General features: G+C 70.0%; 13 protein-coding genes and 3 pseudogenes. 7 read left to right on the top strand and 9 right to left on the bottom strand.

Features of this window, described 5'->3' with window-relative positions; all coding sequences use genetic code 11:
- Positions 1-3897 carry an RHS repeat-associated core domain-containing protein gene (locus NQZ70_RS13410; RefSeq protein ID WP_129574567.1) on the bottom strand — a complete coding sequence of 1299 codons (3897 nt, stop codon included), beginning with the start codon at positions 3895-3897 and terminating at the stop codon, positions 1-3.
- Positions 3898-4378: 481 nt separating this feature from the next.
- Here NQZ70_RS13410 and NQZ70_RS53125 point away from each other — a divergent pair.
- Positions 4379-4709: pseudogene (locus tag NQZ70_RS53125) on the top strand (JAB domain-containing protein); the annotation flags it as partial.
- 535 nt (positions 4710-5244) lie between these two features.
- Here NQZ70_RS53125 and NQZ70_RS13400 read toward each other — a convergent pair.
- Together NQZ70_RS13400 and NQZ70_RS13395 are read right to left on the bottom strand one after the other, a co-directional pair.
- Positions 5245-5598 (bottom strand): HNH endonuclease, encoded by a 354-nt coding sequence (locus NQZ70_RS13400; protein WP_129574566.1) that lies wholly within the window; start codon positions 5596-5598, stop codon positions 5245-5247.
- Positions 5599-5952, bottom strand: a complete 354-nt coding sequence (locus tag NQZ70_RS13395; protein ID WP_129574565.1) for a hypothetical protein — start codon at positions 5950-5952, stop codon at positions 5599-5601. It lies immediately after the preceding gene.
- 174 nt (positions 5953-6126) lie between these two features.
- Between NQZ70_RS13395 and NQZ70_RS13390 the strand changes: the two genes are divergently transcribed.
- Complete coding sequence (locus NQZ70_RS13390; RefSeq protein ID WP_129574564.1) at positions 6127-6351, top strand: addiction module protein; 225 nt, start codon at positions 6127-6129, stop codon at positions 6349-6351.
- Between the two features lie 310 nt (positions 6352-6661).
- Here NQZ70_RS13390 and NQZ70_RS13385 read toward each other — a convergent pair whose 3' ends face one another.
- The 4 genes from NQZ70_RS13385 to NQZ70_RS13370 are packed head-to-tail and all read right to left on the bottom strand — an operon-like array spanning position 6662 to position 8688.
- A complete protein-coding gene (locus tag NQZ70_RS13385; RefSeq protein WP_129574563.1) occupies positions 6662-7354 on the bottom strand; it encodes a hypothetical protein in 693 nt (230 codons plus the stop codon).
- Between the two features lie 14 nt (positions 7355-7368).
- Positions 7369-7518, bottom strand: coding sequence for a hypothetical protein (locus NQZ70_RS13380; RefSeq protein WP_165373937.1), 150 nt, complete (start codon positions 7516-7518; stop codon positions 7369-7371).
- 58 nt (positions 7519-7576) lie between these two features.
- On the bottom strand, positions 7577-8359 hold the full coding sequence (locus NQZ70_RS13375) for a DUF6531 domain-containing protein (protein WP_129574562.1): 783 nt from the start codon (positions 8357-8359) through the stop codon (positions 7577-7579).
- Complete coding sequence (locus tag NQZ70_RS13370; RefSeq protein ID WP_129574561.1) at positions 8356-8688, bottom strand: hypothetical protein; 333 nt, start codon at positions 8686-8688, stop codon at positions 8356-8358. Before NQZ70_RS13370 ends, NQZ70_RS13375 begins: the two co-directional genes overlap by 4 nt.
- Before the next feature lie 590 nt (positions 8689-9278).
- On the opposite strand from NQZ70_RS13370, the pseudogene NQZ70_RS13365 reads away from it, so the two are divergent.
- Positions 9279-9629, top strand: a pseudogene (locus tag NQZ70_RS13365) (JAB domain-containing protein); the annotation flags it as partial.
- A 360-nt stretch (positions 9630-9989) separates the two neighbouring features.
- On the opposite strand, the gene NQZ70_RS13360 reads toward NQZ70_RS13365, so the two are convergent.
- Positions 9990-10814: a hypothetical protein gene (locus tag NQZ70_RS13360; RefSeq protein WP_129574559.1), complete on the bottom strand. Its 825-nt coding sequence runs from the start codon at positions 10812-10814 to the stop codon at positions 9990-9992.
- 14 nt (positions 10815-10828) lie between these two features.
- Positions 10829-11209 carry a hypothetical protein gene (locus NQZ70_RS13355; RefSeq protein WP_129574558.1) on the bottom strand — a complete coding sequence of 127 codons (381 nt, stop codon included), beginning with the start codon at positions 11207-11209 and terminating at the stop codon, positions 10829-10831.
- A gap of 113 nt (positions 11210-11322) precedes the next feature.
- Between NQZ70_RS13355 and NQZ70_RS13350 the strand changes: the two genes are divergently transcribed.
- The 4 genes and pseudogenes from NQZ70_RS13350 to NQZ70_RS13335 all read left to right on the top strand — a co-directional run bounded on the left by NQZ70_RS13350 (position 11323) and on the right by NQZ70_RS13335 (position 14509).
- Positions 11323-12491 (top strand): IS3 family transposase gene (locus NQZ70_RS13350; RefSeq protein WP_129572590.1). Its coding sequence is split into 2 segments (ribosomal slippage): positions 11323-11575 and positions 11575-12491, totalling 1170 coding nucleotides; the frame shifts between segments, so codons are not numbered across the junction.
- A gap of 521 nt (positions 12492-13012) precedes the next feature.
- Positions 13013-13411, top strand: a pseudogene (locus tag NQZ70_RS53335) (DNA repair protein); the annotation flags it as partial.
- A 677-nt stretch (positions 13412-14088) separates the two neighbouring features.
- Entirely contained in the window at positions 14089-14340 is a 252-nt protein-coding gene (locus NQZ70_RS13340; protein ID WP_129574557.1) for a hypothetical protein, read from the top strand.
- A 4-nt stretch (positions 14341-14344) separates the two neighbouring features.
- The gene (locus NQZ70_RS13335; RefSeq protein ID WP_165373936.1) at positions 14345-14509 is read left to right on the top strand and encodes a hypothetical protein; all 165 of its coding nucleotides are present in this window, start codon (positions 14345-14347) and stop codon (positions 14507-14509) included.
- Positions 14510-14618 lie beyond the last annotated feature (109 nt).

Raw genomic sequence — 14618 nt, 5'->3', positions numbered from 1 at the left:
TTATGTGACCCTCTGGAACCGATCGCCCACCACCCTCCAGGTGCCCACGTTCTGGATGCCTCCCGGGCGGTTCGGTCGTGTGAGGCGGTTACTTGGGTTATCGTGATAGGTGGGGTTCTGCGGGTTCATGGCCCCGCCGACCTCGCTCGGGCGCGGCGGCTTGCGGCCCGCCATGGTCCACAGCCGAGGGATGAGCTGGGAGCAGTTGGGGCAAGCCGGGATGTTGCTGGTCCCGGTCTCGGACTCCATGCCCTGCACCTCGCCGAGCGCTGCGCGAAGGTTGCGCCGCCACCCGGGCTGACCCGGCGTGCATGACCTGCCGGTCCGCTGCTCCCACTCCCGGAGGTGGTCGCTCAGCACGTGGGGCTCGGCGCACTGCTCCGCAGGCTGCGGCTCCATCGGGTGCCGGGCCGGCTGCCGCGGCAATGCCCTCTCGACGGCCGGATGGAGCCGGCTCGGGCTGCCGCCGCTGCTCCTCGTGATCGGATCCCCGACCGTGCGCGCGAGTGTGCAGCGAACGAGCGCGTCGATGTCGACGTGCTCGACCGGCATGTTGTCGACATAGGCGTAGGGCTTGAGGCTGCCCTCGATGCGCAGCGGCTCCGGGCTCAGGTAGCAGCCCGTCTCGGGATCGTAATAGCGATTCCGGTTGTAATGGAGCCCGGTCTCCTCGTCTGCGTACTGGCCCGGGAACCGGAGCGGGGTCCTGGGCTCGCCGTCGACCCGCCCGTACAGGGTAGGGGCGAGGGTCTCTAGCAGGGCCCCATCGTTCGCAACGAGCGCCTCGGGCGCGCCGTTCGGGCCTTCGACGTAGTACAGCAGCTCCGGCGGTTGCCCGACCCTGGTCTCGCGCTGTGCCAGTGGCAGCACCGTCCCTGGCAGCACGACATAGGTCCGCTCCTGGACGATGGGATCGCCCGCCGCGCGCGCAGTCTCATGGATCTCGCGCACGAGGGCGTCGCCGTACCAGGCGTAGCGGGTCACGCTCTCGACGCGTCCGGCGCGCTCGACGCGCTTCTCGGTCCGCCGCGCGAACGGATCGTACGCGAAACGGACCGTCCGCCCGTCGGGTAGGCGCACGGCCATGAGCTGGTCGTCGTCGCCCCAGATGAACGACCACGCTTTCCCGTCGGGCGCCCGCTTGTGCGACACGCGTCCCAGCGCATCGTAGGCGTACTCGACCTCGCCCCGCCGGACGAGGCGGCCTCCGGAAGCGTACTCGCGTGGGGCGGTTGGCTCGTAGAGATCGCCGCTCGCGCCGTAGCCGTACGACTCGGCGACCGCGTGCCGCGCTCCCTGAACACGACGCTTCTCGGCGACACGCCCATTCGCGTCGCGCCGGAGCTCGACGCGGACGCCGCTCGCGTCGTCGACGGCCGCGAGCAGGCTGGCCGGCGAGTAGTGGTAGCTACGCGCAAAGGTCTCGCCGAGGGGAATCTGGCCGACCCACGCCGGCTCGCCCGGCCCGACGCGCGGCGTTGCCCTGGGGCTCAGGACCTGCACGCGGGCGAGCATGCCGTCGGGCGTGAAGCCCTGAACGATGCGTCCGCCGCCGGGCAATACCTGTTCGAGGACGCGGCCAGTGGGGTCATATTGGAGCTGTATCGGCGCGATGTCGCCGTGGTGGATCCGTACCGGGCGGCCGGCGACGTCGCGCTCAATCGCGATCGCGCCGAACGGGCCCTCCGCGCGTACGGCCTTACCCATGACGTCGTACGCGGTTTCGACCGTGGTGGTGACGCCATGGTCGACGAGGCGCTCGCGCAAGATCCGGCCGCGGGCATCGTAGGTGTACTCGCAGGCGCTATCGCCGCTCTCGACGCGTACGATGCGGCCGAGCGCATCGTACTCGATCCGCTCGACGAGCCCATCGGAGAAGCTGCGCCCGACGAGGCGGCCGCAGGGGTCGTAATTGAGCTCCGTCAGACGCGCGTCCTCACGGATGGCCAGGATTTGTCCCATGGCGTCGAGCCGGTAGGAGATGGCGCGGCCGTCGAAGGTGCGCTCGCCAACGATGCGGCCCTCGGTGTCGCGCTCATAGACGTGTTCTTCACCTACTTCGTTGATGATGCGTGCGAGAGCCTGCTCGCGGTCGTAGCGATAACGGACGATCTGACCATCGGTGCGCACGACCTCCGTAACCACGCCGATGCCTCCCCAGCGGAGCAGGGTGGCACGGCCATCGGCGTCCAGGATGCGCGAGACGTTGCCGTCTGCGTCGTACTCGTAGACGACCTCAGCGCCCCCGGGGGTGCGCATGCCGCGGGTGCGACCGCAGGCGTCGTAGGTGAAGAACGTCTGAAGCCCGCGCTCGTCGGTGAAGCCCACCACGCGGCCCAGGTAGTCGTACCTGATGTGGCGTGTGGCGCCGTGCGGCTCGACGACGGAGGTCCGGTTGGCGAGGGTGTCGTACTCCATGCGGGTAACGCCGCCGTTCGGCAAGGTGGCAGCGACGAGGAGGCCGCGGGGGTCGTAAGCGAAGGCGACGACTAGCCCGAGCTCGTCATGCACGGAGAGCACGTCGCCCCAGGCGTCGCGCTCATACCGGGCGACGCCACCCAGCGCGTCCCGCATCTCCACGACGTCTCCGCGCTCGTCGTGCACGTAATCCGTCACCGCTCCGGTGGGATCGACGGATCGCAGCAGGCGGCCTTCGCTGTCCCGCTCGGCGCGTGTGACGTGGCCAAGCGCGTCGATGTACTGGGTGGGCTCGCCCGCGTCGTCGTACGTGTAGCTGTGTACGCCCCGTGACCAGGTGACCAGCGTGGGCAGGTCGAGCGCGTTGCCGTGTACGCGCCGGATGCCGCGCGAGGTGACGACTTCCGTGCTGTCGGGGCCGTACTCGAGGCGCACGTGGAGGAAGCCCTTGGCCCGCGTGGTGTGATCGGCGAGAAACTCGGGGATGGAGGCGTCGAGTCCGTCATTGCCTTCGCGGTGACACCAGCTCTCGTAGCATCGGCCTTCCTGGTCGTAGCGGAACTCGGCGACCAGCCCACCGGGCTCGGCACGCCGGAGGAGGCGGTGGTCGACGTCGTACTCGTAGCGCGTCGGCTGGCCCTCGCCGTCGACGGCCGCGACCAGGTCGCCTCGGTCGTTGTACAGGTACGTGCGGAAGGAGACGCGGCGGCCCTGGGCCTTCGCGTTCTTGACCTCGAAAGCGGCGAGGTGTCCGTCCGGGTGCCTGCGCACGGTGACCACCCTTCCCACGCTGTCGAGGACGGTCGCGAGCTTGCCGCATTCGTAATGGAGGCTGATCGCGTTGCCGCGCCGGTCGACGATGCGCGACAGCTTCCACCGCGAGCCCTCGACCTCGCCGAAGAGGTACGCGAGCCCATTTCGATCGATCACGTAGCCCCAGGGGTGTCGGGTGAGCTTGCCGCAGGGCAGGCGCACCGATGCCCCCTCGGCTGGGCGCGGCGTCTCTGTCGGGTTCGCTCCCGGCTCGATCACGAGGATCGAGCGGCGGCGCTCGTCGATCGTCCAGGCGAGCGCGTGGGTCCAGCCGAAGCCCAGGCCGAGATCCTCGTGGGCCAGGGAGCTGCTGTAGCTGCGGGTGATGATGAGCGGGATGGTGCCGGGCAGCGCGAGGTCGACCGCTGCCGTGGTGTAGACGCGCCCGGTGATCGGGTCGACGGGGTCCCCCGCCTGGGTGCCGCGGCCGCCGTGGCTCGGGTTCGGGCATCCGCCACCGCTGCCCTGCCCACAGGAGCCCGCGTCCTTGCCGCCGCCGCTCGCGCCGCTGCCGCCATTCCCGCCGCCGGCACCCTGTTTGCCGCCGCGTCCGCGACCGCCTCGCCCGTTGCCGCCGCCGCCACCACCACCTCCTCCCATGATCCAGGTGCCGGGGTTCATGCCTGGAATGGCGGGGATGTTGGGCACGGGAGCGGTGCGAGCCACGGCTCCATCTGTCGCCGAGCGGGTGCAGGTGTCAACCCGGTCTGGTCCGACCGGATCCTCTCCGCAGCTGGATCGTCGCCGGGCTTATGCGTCGCGGGACCGTGGGGGGGGTTCGGGCGTTCGGATCGTGTCACGGCGTCGCGTGAGCGCAGCCCGTGTCGCTGGACGCGGCGAACGCGGCGGCTAGCCCGACCCGAGTCGCCCCAACCTGGGTCGGGCTTCCGTCCGCGCCGGTCGCGCTACGCGACAGCGACCGGCTCGGCCGTGGTCGGCTCGGCGTCGACCGGCTCTGCCAGCTGATGCTTGCGGGCGCCGCCCTGGCGGAAGGTCCCGAGGAACATACTGGAACGGGCATCGTCGGAGCCTGCGGGATCAACCCCGGAGCATGGCTCGGCCAACGTCCAGCACGGATTCAGCAACATCGTGAACGGCCAGGCGTTCATCTGCGCGCGCCGGGAGGGCCCCCGCACGAGGCGTCCCCTCGGCCCGCGTGGCGCGGTACTTCGGCCCGAGGCCGGCGTCCCTGGTCCACGATCGACGCCCACGGCCGCGTCCGCGAGGCGCGCCTGCTCGCCCGCGGTGGCGCCGACGCTCTCTACATCGACCGCGCGACCGTCCTGCGCACGGCGCTGGACATGGCCGCCCACAGCTTCGTCCTGGCCCATAACCACCCCAGCGGCGACCCGATGCCGACCCGCGAGGACGAAGCGATGAACCTGGAGCTACGCCATCTCTCCGCGGAACTGCACGTCCCGCTCACGGCCCACGTCATCGTCACCCCCAGCGGCCGCTACGCCGCCGTCCACGAGTAGGCCCTCGCGGGGCGCAGCGCCCCGCCCCGTCGCCGGCGCGCAGCGACCCTGCGGCGAGGCGTCCCGCCCCCGCGCATCCAGCCGCCTGCCTCCCGCGCACCGCCCCAGCCGGCAGCCCCGCCGCGCGTTCGCTCTCGTCATCGCGGCTGGCCGGGAAGGAGCCGGGGGTGCTCCTCGTGCTAGGCTCGACGGCGAAGCGGGCTCGCCTCCGTCCACCCCAGCGCGATGTCGACCGCCACCGTCACCCTCGCTCTCCCCGGATGGAGCGGGCACGCGGTCGCTTCTCCGTAGCGCGCGCCCTCCACGAGATAGTTCCGACGACGCCCTCTACGTCGGCCGCTCCACCGTGCTGCGCATGGCGCCGGATTCAGCGTTCGCTTCCACCAAGCAAAGCGGCCACGGCTGCCCGAAGACGCGTAATCTCTCCTTGGAGCGCCTCGTTTTCGCGCCGCAGACGCGCCTCCGCCTCCCGTGAACGCGAGAGATCGGATCTCTGCGCCTGAAGGACGTGGAGCAGATGGCGCCTCTCGATGAGCTACGGGCGGTTGAGGTGCAGTCGCTGGATGTGAAACCAGCCACGAGGCGTGAGCCCGATGAGCCGGCCGTGGACCGTCTCCTCGACGTGCGCGCCGAAATCGTCACGCTGAGGGCGAAGGAGCCGCAAGCTCTCAGGTGCATCGTGTGCGGGCGCATAGTCGCCCTTGAACCGGTTGCACGCGGTGCAAGCGTAGACGAGGTTCTCGATGTCATCGGACCCACCCGCTGCCAGCGGGTGGAAGTGATCAACCTCCAGCTCGCCCCCCACGGACGTTTCGGAAACGCCGCAGTAACCACATCGGCCACCGAAGGCGACCCGGACGATGGCGCGCGTTTCCGTCGAGACGGCCATTCACGCGGCGTGCAGCGGGCCGCCGGCGATGCGGGCAAATCCGTCGAGGATGGAGGCGCGGCGCCGGTCGAACTCCTCGAGGAACCTGCGCGTGTCGGCCACGAGGGCCTGTTGCTGGGCCATGAGCTGGGCCAGCTGTTCGTTCTCGCTCTCGACCCGAGCCAGCTCGGCCGCCACGGCTCCGGCCTCGGCACGCAGCCGAGCCATTTCCGGGGCAAGCAGCGCCGCCTCCTCCGCCTCGATCCGCGCCATGAGCGCCGCTAGCTCCGCCTGCTCGGGCTCCGTAAACGTGCCGGAGAGCTCCTTGCCACGGAGATGGTCGAGCTTGCTCTGGTCATCCTTGGTCCAGCTCATGACAGCCACCCTAGCCATACCAGGCCAGGAGCACCGGGGCAACGGCCGGCCTCTCCTACCTTGCACGAGAGCATGGTCGTTGAGCATGACAGCTCGTCGCCGTCGTCGCGGCATCTCCTCGCCGCTGGGGAAGCGCGCCCGGGCAGCCTCCGAGCCGCGCGGTACAATCCCCCCGTGAACCTTCCCGAGCTGGAAACCGAAGCCCTGAAGCTGCCCGTCGCGGAGCGCGCGCGTCTCGCAGAGACGCTTCTGGAAAGCCTGGATGAGCTCTCCGAGGAGGAGCACAGGCGCCTCTGGACCGAGGAAGCGACGCGCCGGGACGCAGCGCTTGACGCAGATCCATCCCGGGGGCGACCGGCCGAGGACGTCTTTCGTGAGGCCCGCGCGCGGCTCCGGTGACGCTCCCGGTCATCGTTCACGACCTGGCTGAGGTCGAGCTGAACGAGGCCGCCGCGTACGACGCTCGGGCACGTCCTGGCCTTGGTGACGCCTTCGTCGCCGAGGTCCAAGGCGCAGTCGATGCCCTGGCTACGTCACCGCTCACGGGGAGAGCCGTGGAGAGCGATGTCCGCCGGTGGCTCGTGCGGCGGTTTCCCTACGATGTACTGTGCCCGCACCCAGATCGTGCTGTTCGACGCGACTCGGCTCGCCGCCTCCTTCGAGCTCGGCCGCCGCTACCACGCCGACCGCGTTGACGATGTCGTTTTCATCACGTGCTCTCCCACGCCACCGAATCCAGGACGTCGCCCTCTTCGTCACGCCCCTGACCACGCAAGAACCCGGTGGCTGCTGCGACGAGGGCTCGATGTTCGTCCTCCGACAGGAGCGGTGCGACGGCCTCGCGCCAGAACCTCGCGAACGTGTGCGCCTGCACGAGCTCCTGTACCGTGTCCATGGGGTCGATCTCGTCCTCAAGGTACCCCCTCTCATGGAGGACCCGATGGTCGAACTCGGACAGCTCGGCCGGGTCGAGGGACGGCACTCCCTCGCTCGCGCGCTCGGCCTCGTCGAACGCGCGCCACAGCGCCTCCCGCGCGCCATCGGCGAGCCCTAACAGACCCTCTGCGCGCGGCTGTACGCGCACGACGGACATCCATGTCAGCCAGTAGCCGGCACGGCCGACCACCGACGTCACCCAGCCGAGCAGCGCGCCCGCGAACTCCGGATCGCGCGCGCGCAGGCACCCAAGCGCGGCGACGGTGACCCGATACGGGGCCTCGCGCGTGTTGACGGACCAGTCACGGTCCGCCGTGCATGACCGCAGCGCCGCCTGGAATTGCTCCTTGCTCGTCACGCGCAGGCCCATCTTCTCGTAATGCGGCCGTACGCAGTCGAGCGACAGGAGGAAGAACGCACGCTCGATGCTCCCACCTTCGCGCTCGATCCTCGCTTCGTCGATCATGGCGTACCCCCTCCTCACGACCCGCCGCCGCCGGTGGGCGGCGGGGGCGTCGTCGGCCCCACCCAGTCCGACGCGGCGGGGGGCGGCTTGGTAGACCAGGGGCGCGCGTCGGGCCGCAGCGGCGGCATCGCCGTGCCGGCGGCGACGCCGCGGGCCATGTCCACGCAGACCCCTCGTCCCGGCAGGAGGTCGACGTGAATCGTTGTCCCGAGCTTGACACGTTCATAGGTGCTCGTACATCGCGGCGCGCACGACCCTCCCGGAGGCGCACACGATGTCGAGCGCCGCGATCCGCCCCTCGCGCGTTGTCAGGACACGAATTGTCCGGCCAACGGAGTCAACGATGCGCGAGAGCGATTTCCCCCCGTAGTGGAGCTGGATCCGGTTCCCGGCGCGGTCCAGGGCCGCCGCGAGGCGGAAGCGCCGGCGCGCCGGGTCGCCGAGGTCCGGCTCGAAGATTCGCCGCGTGCCGTCGGGCACGTCGAGCGCGAACCCCTCCTCGTGTCGGTGGAGCACCCATCCGTGCGGTCCGATGACGCCCGTGTCCCGCTCGACGACGCCGAAGGACACGTCAAGACCATCGTCCGTCCAGACCTTCGCGCCGCCGCCGCGGCGTAGCTCCACCTCCCAAGCGAAGCTGTGTATCCAGCCGTGGCCGAGGCCGATGTCCCGCTCCCGGCTGGTCGTGGAATACGAGCGCGCGAACTCGAGCGGTAAGGGCCCTGGCAGATCGAGATCCACGACGGGCGCGGTGAACACGCGGCCGGTGATCACGTCGATGGGATCTCCATGCGACGCCGCGCCGCTGCTGCTCCCGCCGTGGTGCTGGGGGCATCCGCCACCGTCCTTCCCGGGGGAACCGCAGGCGCTCTTGCCACCGCCGCCGGCGCCGCTGCCTCCGTTCTTTCCGTCGGAGCCTTGGCTGTTCTTCGACCCGTTGCCGCCGCGCGCCCCGCTCCCGCCGCCTCCGCCGCCTCCGCCCATCACGAAGACGCCAAGGTTCATGCCGGGGATGGCAGGGATGTTCGGGACCGGGGCGGTACGGGCCATACGCCGAGGATACGCCAGCGGACCGGGCGTGCGGAGCGGCTACGGCGGGAAGCGCTGGAGGAACCCGGGGCGGGTTGCTGGTCGCGCTTCGCGACGGCGGCGGGGTCGGCGGCGACCGGCTCGGCGGCGGCCGGCCCGGCGGGCTGCGGCTTGCTGGCGCCGCCCTGGCGGAAGGCGCCGAGGAAGTCGAGGAGCATCTTCCAGCGGGCCGGCAGATCGCGGTCGTCTTCCTTCACGGCGTTGACCCGCCGGGCGCGCCTCTCGAGCATCTTCATCGCGATCATCGACCTGCAGCCGTTGCTCGAACAGGCTGCGGTAGACGGCCTGCGCGACCGCCTCGCGCGCGGCGAGGTACTTCTGCTCGGCCTGCGCCTCGAGCAGCCCTCGGGGGTGACGTCCGGCAGGTTGAGCGCGACGGCGTCCTCGGCGAGCAGCGCCGCTACGTCGTCCAGCGTCCGTGGCGAGCAGCGCCGCCACGTCGTCCAGGATGCCCGCATAGCCGGGCAGCGCCTTGCGCAGCCGCGCGCTCTGCTCGGCGCCTCCGCGGCGGCGAGAGCGTCACGCCAAGCATGTCGGCTACCTCGCGGGGGTCGCCGGCCTGGTACTGCTCGGCTTCGTGGTGGGGCTCGTGCTCTTCTTCGTCGTCGTTCGGGGAGCCATGGACTCCCCCTGGCGGGCTCAAGGTCGACGATGGCCGTTCCAGCATGGAATGATGGGTCGGCCATCATTCCATGCTGGAACGGCCATCGTCGAAGCCTGCGGCGTCAACGCCGGAGCATCGCTCGGTCAACCTCCAGCATGGGTTCAGCAACATCGCCAACGGCCAGGCGTTGACATGCGCCGCCGGGGGAGAGCCCCCGCAGAAGGACTCCCCTCGGCCCGCGTGGCGCGAACCCTCGGCCCGAGGCTCGCTTCCCTGGTCCACGAGGAGCTCTGGATCGCCGCGCTCGACGCCCACGGCCGCGTCCGCGAGACGCGCCTGCTCGCCCGCGGTTCCGACGACGCCCTCTACGTCGGCCGCTCCACCGTCCTGCGCAGGGCGCTGGACATGGCCGCCCACAGCTTCGTCCTCGCCCATAACCATCCCAGCGGCGACCCCACGCCGACCCGCGAGGACGAAGCGATGACCCTGGAGCTGCGCCACGTCGGCTCGGAGCTGCAAGTCCCGCTCACCGCCCACGTCATCGTCACCCCCAGCGGCCGCTACGCCGCCGTCCACGAGTAGGCCCTCGCCACGCGCAGCGCCCCGCCCCCGCGCATCCAGCCGAAAGCCTCCCGCGCACCGCCCCGGCCGGCAGCCCCGCCGCGCATTCGCTCTCGTCGTCGCGGCTGGCCGGGGAGGAGCCCGGGTGCTCCTCGTACCAGGGGCTCCTCACGCCGGCGGAGCGCATCGAGCTCGAGCGGCTTCGCCACGAGAGCGACCTGTTCATGCTCCGCAAGGCAAGGCGCACGCTGCGGCGCTCCTGCGATGGCGCGGGCACGCCGTCGCGTCTCCGTAGCGCGCGCCCTCCACGCATCGTCACCGCACGCCGGCGCTGGGCCGAGGTGGGCTGGCACCCGCCCGCGCAGCGCCGGCTCGTAGAGCCTACGCGTCTCGTGGGCTGGGAGAGCGGAGGTAAAAAGGGTTTACGTCCTCATCGAGCGCTTCAAGCTCCTCCGAGCTCGACATGTGATTGAGTTGCATGAGGACCGCCCGCGCGGCAATTTGCAACCCGAGGGGCGGTGCTTCGGTGCCGTCCCATGCCTCGCAGAGCGCTCGGAAGCTCTCCAGGCGCTCGAGCAGCGCTCGCCACCATGCGCGCATCTCCGGGTGACTCCGGCGAACAGGCCGGAAGGTCGCGAGCAAGCTGTCGATGTGCGCGAGCGCCGGGCGCCGCAGATCCGCGGGAGGGATCTTCGCGACCATCTTGGGCGAAGCGAGATAGCCGCACCACACGATGGCTGCCGCGAAGGTGATCGTATCGGGCATCGCTGCCAGCTCCGCCGCGGTCGGCGGCAGGCCCGGGTCGGGGTCTTCCGGCCCAGGCGGCGCTTCAGGCGGTGCGCCTTCCCAGCCGTCCCACCCTCCGGGCGGCTCCGGGACCGCGAACACAGCGAGCATGTCACGCGCGGCACGCTGGATTTCGGCCGGGATCTCCGCCGATGGCGACCAGCCCTGGCATGACGCGAGGAGTCTCTCCACCTGTGGCGCTACGTCCAGCGGCCGCCCACCGGCGCTGAGCCCTGGTTCGGGGCCCTGGCCGATGACGGTCAGGAGCTCGCTCAGGAGCTCCAGGACGTGCTCGCGCGGCGGCATCGCGCCGGCTTTGCGCGCTGCGCGCGACGACGCGAGCAAGCCTGCCAGGTTCAGGGCTCTTGAGACAACGTGCGCCACCCGGGCAGCGCGCTTCGAGGCGTCATCAGCGTCCATGGCGAGTCCCTCGATCACTTCGGCCGACAGAGCTGAATCCAGGGGACCATGCTGCTTCCGATGGCGGGCTTCAGTGTGATGGCAGCGCCGACAACGTCAGCAGCGTCGTAGCAGGTATAAGTGCACCATCCATCGACAATCAGATTGCCAAGGTTCCAGACGTCGGGGCACGTCCTGCAACGACCATCGCCGCAGTCGTTCAGCACGCATATCTTGGCGAAGGAGCACCTCACGCTCGACTGACATCGAAGCGGCGGGTCCATACACTCGACCTTGATCGGGTCCCCGGTGGAAAGCAAGGTCGGGTCGATGGATGCGACCCATTCTTCGGCCAGCTGCCAGGCCAGCTCTGTGTTTTGATGAATGAACTGTTCAAGCGCCTGCTGGTCAACCACGGCTGGATCGATGAACTGTGACTCGGTGAGGCCAGAGAGCGCGTAGGCTGCATAAGCAGCCCTTGGTCCTCCCCCGCTTCCGTCGACACCCCCGACGGCACCAGGAGGCAGGGATGGGACGGAGAAAGAGGAGGGCGTTCACGCCCGAGTTCAAGGCGGAGGCGGTACGGCTGGCGAAGGCGAGCGACCGGAGCATCGGCCAGGTGGCGAAGGACCTCGACCTGACCGAGACGGCGCTGCGCGACTGGATCAAGCGCGCGGACACCGACGCGGGCCACGGCCCGCCGGGGGCGCTGACGACGCCGGAGCGTGAGGAACTGCAGCGGCTGCGCCGCGACGTGAAGCGGCTGGAGATGGAGCGCGAGATCTTAAAAAAAGCGGCGGCCTTCTTCGCGAAGGAAAACGAGTGAGGTTCGAGTTCATCGACGCGGAGAAGGCGCACTACCCGGTGCTGGTACTGTGCGCGGTGCTGCTCGTCTCGCGCAGCGGCTACTACGGGTGGGCCAAGCGCTCGGAGTCCGCGCGGGCCAAGTCCGACGCTCAACTGAGCGCACAGATCAGGGCCGTGCACCACAAGAGCCGTGGCCGCTACGGCAGTCCGCGCATCCACGCGGAACTTCGTGCTCGCGGCATGCGTGTCGGCAAGAAACGGGTCGAGCGGCTGATGCGAGCTCAACGACTCGCGGCTCGGAGGAAGCGGCGCTTCCGCCGCACCACCAACTCGCGGCACAACGGCCCGATCGCCCCGAATGTGATCGAGCGGCAATTCGATGCTCGAGCGCCCAACCAGGTCTGGGTGACGGACGTGACGTACATTCCCACCGGCGAGGGCTGGCTGTACTTGGCCGTGATCCTGGACCTGTTCTCGCGCCGCGTGGTCGGCTGGGCCGCGAGCGCGTTCAACGATCGCGCCCTGGCGCTCACCGCGCTCGCGTTCGCCTTGGGAACGCGGCGGCCGGCGCCTGGGCTGGTGCACCACTCGGATCGTGGCAGCCCCTACGCCAGCGACGACTACCGGCTCGTGCTCGGGACCCACGGGCTCATCCCGAGCATGAGCCGCGCCGGCGACTGCTGGGACAACGCCGTGGCCGAGAGCTTCTTCGCGACGCTGAAGGCGGAGCTGGTCGAGCACGAGCGCTACCCGACGCGAGCGGCCGCCATCGCATCGATCGGAGACTACATCGAGAACTTCTACAACCTGAAACGACGGCACTCACGGCTCGCCTACATGAGCCCGATCGAGTTCGAATTGAAGACCTACGTGACCGCGCGCGCGGCATAGTGAGACTGTCCGCGGAACCGGGGGAGGACCACCTTGCATTCACCAGGGCAAGTTCCCCTGGGTCTGCGCTGTATGCCGCATCGATCGCAGCCTCCTCTTCCGGAGTAAACGTCATGCCATCCTCTACGCCATCGTCCATCGGCGCGGGCTGCGCCTCGTCTGGCGCCGGCTGCGTCTCGTCAGGCGTGGGCCAGTTGTCCTCCCTTTCCCCGCCTTTCCCGATCCGGATCGTGCATGCCGGTATCATGATCGCGCTGACGGTGCCGAAGACAAGGAGAGCTCCGAGCCTGCCTGGAAGATTGCTCTTCGACATGAGTTGCCCCCGCGCCCTGATGCTAGGCGACGGTGGAATGTCTTTCTACGCGGAAAGTACGATGGAAAACCGCTCGGGGTTCCCCCAGCCGGCCGTAGGGGTATGCCGCAACCAGCTCTGGGCGGCCCGCTGCTCGCAGCCGGCTCGCGGCGCGCCGCCTCTTCGCCCGCGCCCTCACCCGCTCTCGGAGGTGGCCCCGATGCCCCCGATGAGCCGCGCCCCCGTCGACGCCCCCGCCGAGACGGCGGCCGAGCTGCCGACCGCGACCGAGGCCACCCTCCTCGAGATGGTGCTCGGCCTCCCCGGCGTCGGCCCGCGCATCCTCGGCACGCCGCTCTCCCCTCCCTCGGTCGCCTCTCGCCCGCGGCGCTCGCTCGCCGAGCGCACCCAGATCGCCCTCTTCGACGCGACCCGGCTCGCCGCCGCCTTCGAGCTCGGCCGCCGCTACCACGCCGCCCGCGCGCGCCGAGGCGCGCTCCACACCGACGCCGCCCGCGTGGCGCGTCACTTCGGCCCGAGGCTCGCCTCCCTGGTCCACGAGGAGCTCTGGATCGCGGCGCTCGACACCCACGGCCGCGTCCGTGAAACGCGCCTGCTCGCCCGCGGTGATGGCGCACGAGAAAGGCGCTCGCGAGGTCGGGCGGTGGGAGCCACCCAGCCGCTGCGACGTCCAAGGCGGGAGGACTGCGACGAGCGTACGCGCTCAGGGCGACGACAGCCGGCCGGCCTCGGGAGCGTTGCTCGCTCGCTATCGTCGGGGATCACCGCCGTGGTACAGTGGGTCAGGAGCCCGACGCCGATGCAGGATCGCCAAGCCGAACGAACAGCGGCTGAACCCTCCGACGCCGAGAAGAGCTGGGATCAGCGGATCCTCGAAAGAGTCCCCTCTGGCGTCGATGCATCGCTCATCGCCGAGAACCTGCGCTTGACTCCCACCGAGAGAGTCGAGCGGATGCGGAAGGCACTGGAGTTCATCGAGGAGGCGAAGGCAGCCCATGGCCACCGATTTTCGGCGCGTCGTTGAAGCGTTCATCGGTGAGCATGTCGATTTCGTGATTATCGGCGGGCTCGCGGGTAATCCAAGGCCGACTTCGAGCGACCCGTGCGCTCCTGCACGGCAGGAGGATGGGAGGTCGGCTCCGCTGGGTCTGGCAAGGAGCTCGGCTGTCGGCCGGGAGCGAACGTGGGGCGAGGGAGGGCCCCCTGCCGGAACGACACCCTGCCTCGCGAGGGACCGCCACCGAGCCCTTCCCGTGCGAGCGGTTTCTGCTAGACTCATGCTGTATGTCGATGGTCGACACCTCGCCGCAAGCGGACGCGCGCTACCATGAGCTGCTCCGGCGCATGCCTCCGGAAAAGCGGCTCGAGGCTGCGATGCGGCCGAGCCAGGCGGTCCGTGAGCTCGCCCTCGCGAGCATCCGCGCTCGCCACCCGGGAGCGGACGACCAGGAGCTTCGCGTTCGCCTTACGGTGAGGCTGTACGGGCACGACTGCGCGCGCCGGCTGTTCGGTCACGTGCCGGCCGACGCCACGTGACGTCATGAGCAGCTCGTCCAAGCAATGGCGTGACATCGTCGAGGTGCTTCGAGTCAGCGGAGCCGAAATCAACGAGCAATATCTCAGCATGTGGGCTGAGAAGCTTCGCGTCGATGACCTTCTCACTCGCGCGCAAGCTGAGACCGCTGCGAAGCTCGGCTCGCAATAGCTTGCTTGAGAGATGGGCTCTCCGGCCCCGCGCCCCCCGCGCGGTGCCCCTACGCGCGTCCGGTGCGGCTCGAGACCTCAGCAGCCGGCGCCTCGCTCGACCGCCTGCG

The organism is Sorangium sp. So ce836, assembly GCF_028553905.1.
GTDB lineage: Bacteria > Myxococcota_A > Polyangia > Polyangiales > Polyangiaceae > Sorangium > Sorangium cellulosum_D.
This window is presented reverse-complemented; position numbering and strand designations above follow the sequence as displayed.

Bases quoted from the DNA above. Each gene is read 5' to 3' on its own strand.
- NQZ70_RS13400 (WP_129574566.1), bottom strand. From the start codon at position 5,598: ATGGCCGTCTCGACGGAAACGCGCGCCATCGTCCGGGTCGCCTTCGGT.
- NQZ70_RS13395 (WP_129574565.1), bottom strand. From the start codon at position 5,952: ATGAGCTGGACCAAGGATGACCAGAGCAAGCTCGACCATCTCCGTGGC.
- NQZ70_RS13385 (WP_129574563.1), bottom strand. From the start codon at position 7,354: ATGATCGACGAAGCGAGGATCGAGCGCGAAGGTGGGAGCATCGAGCGT.
- NQZ70_RS13375 (WP_129574562.1), bottom strand. From the start codon at position 8,359: ATGAACCTTGGCGTCTTCGTGATGGGCGGAGGCGGCGGAGGCGGCGGG.
- NQZ70_RS13370 (WP_129574561.1), bottom strand. From the start codon at position 8,688: ATGATCGCGATGAAGATGCTCGAGAGGCGCGCCCGGCGGGTCAACGCC.
- NQZ70_RS13360 (WP_129574559.1), bottom strand. From the start codon at position 10,814: ATGGACGCTGATGACGCCTCGAAGCGCGCTGCCCGGGTGGCGCACGTT.
- NQZ70_RS13340 (WP_129574557.1), top strand. From the start codon at position 14,089: ATGTCGATGGTCGACACCTCGCCGCAAGCGGACGCGCGCTACCATGAG.
- NQZ70_RS13335 (WP_165373936.1), top strand. From the start codon at position 14,345: ATGAGCAGCTCGTCCAAGCAATGGCGTGACATCGTCGAGGTGCTTCGA.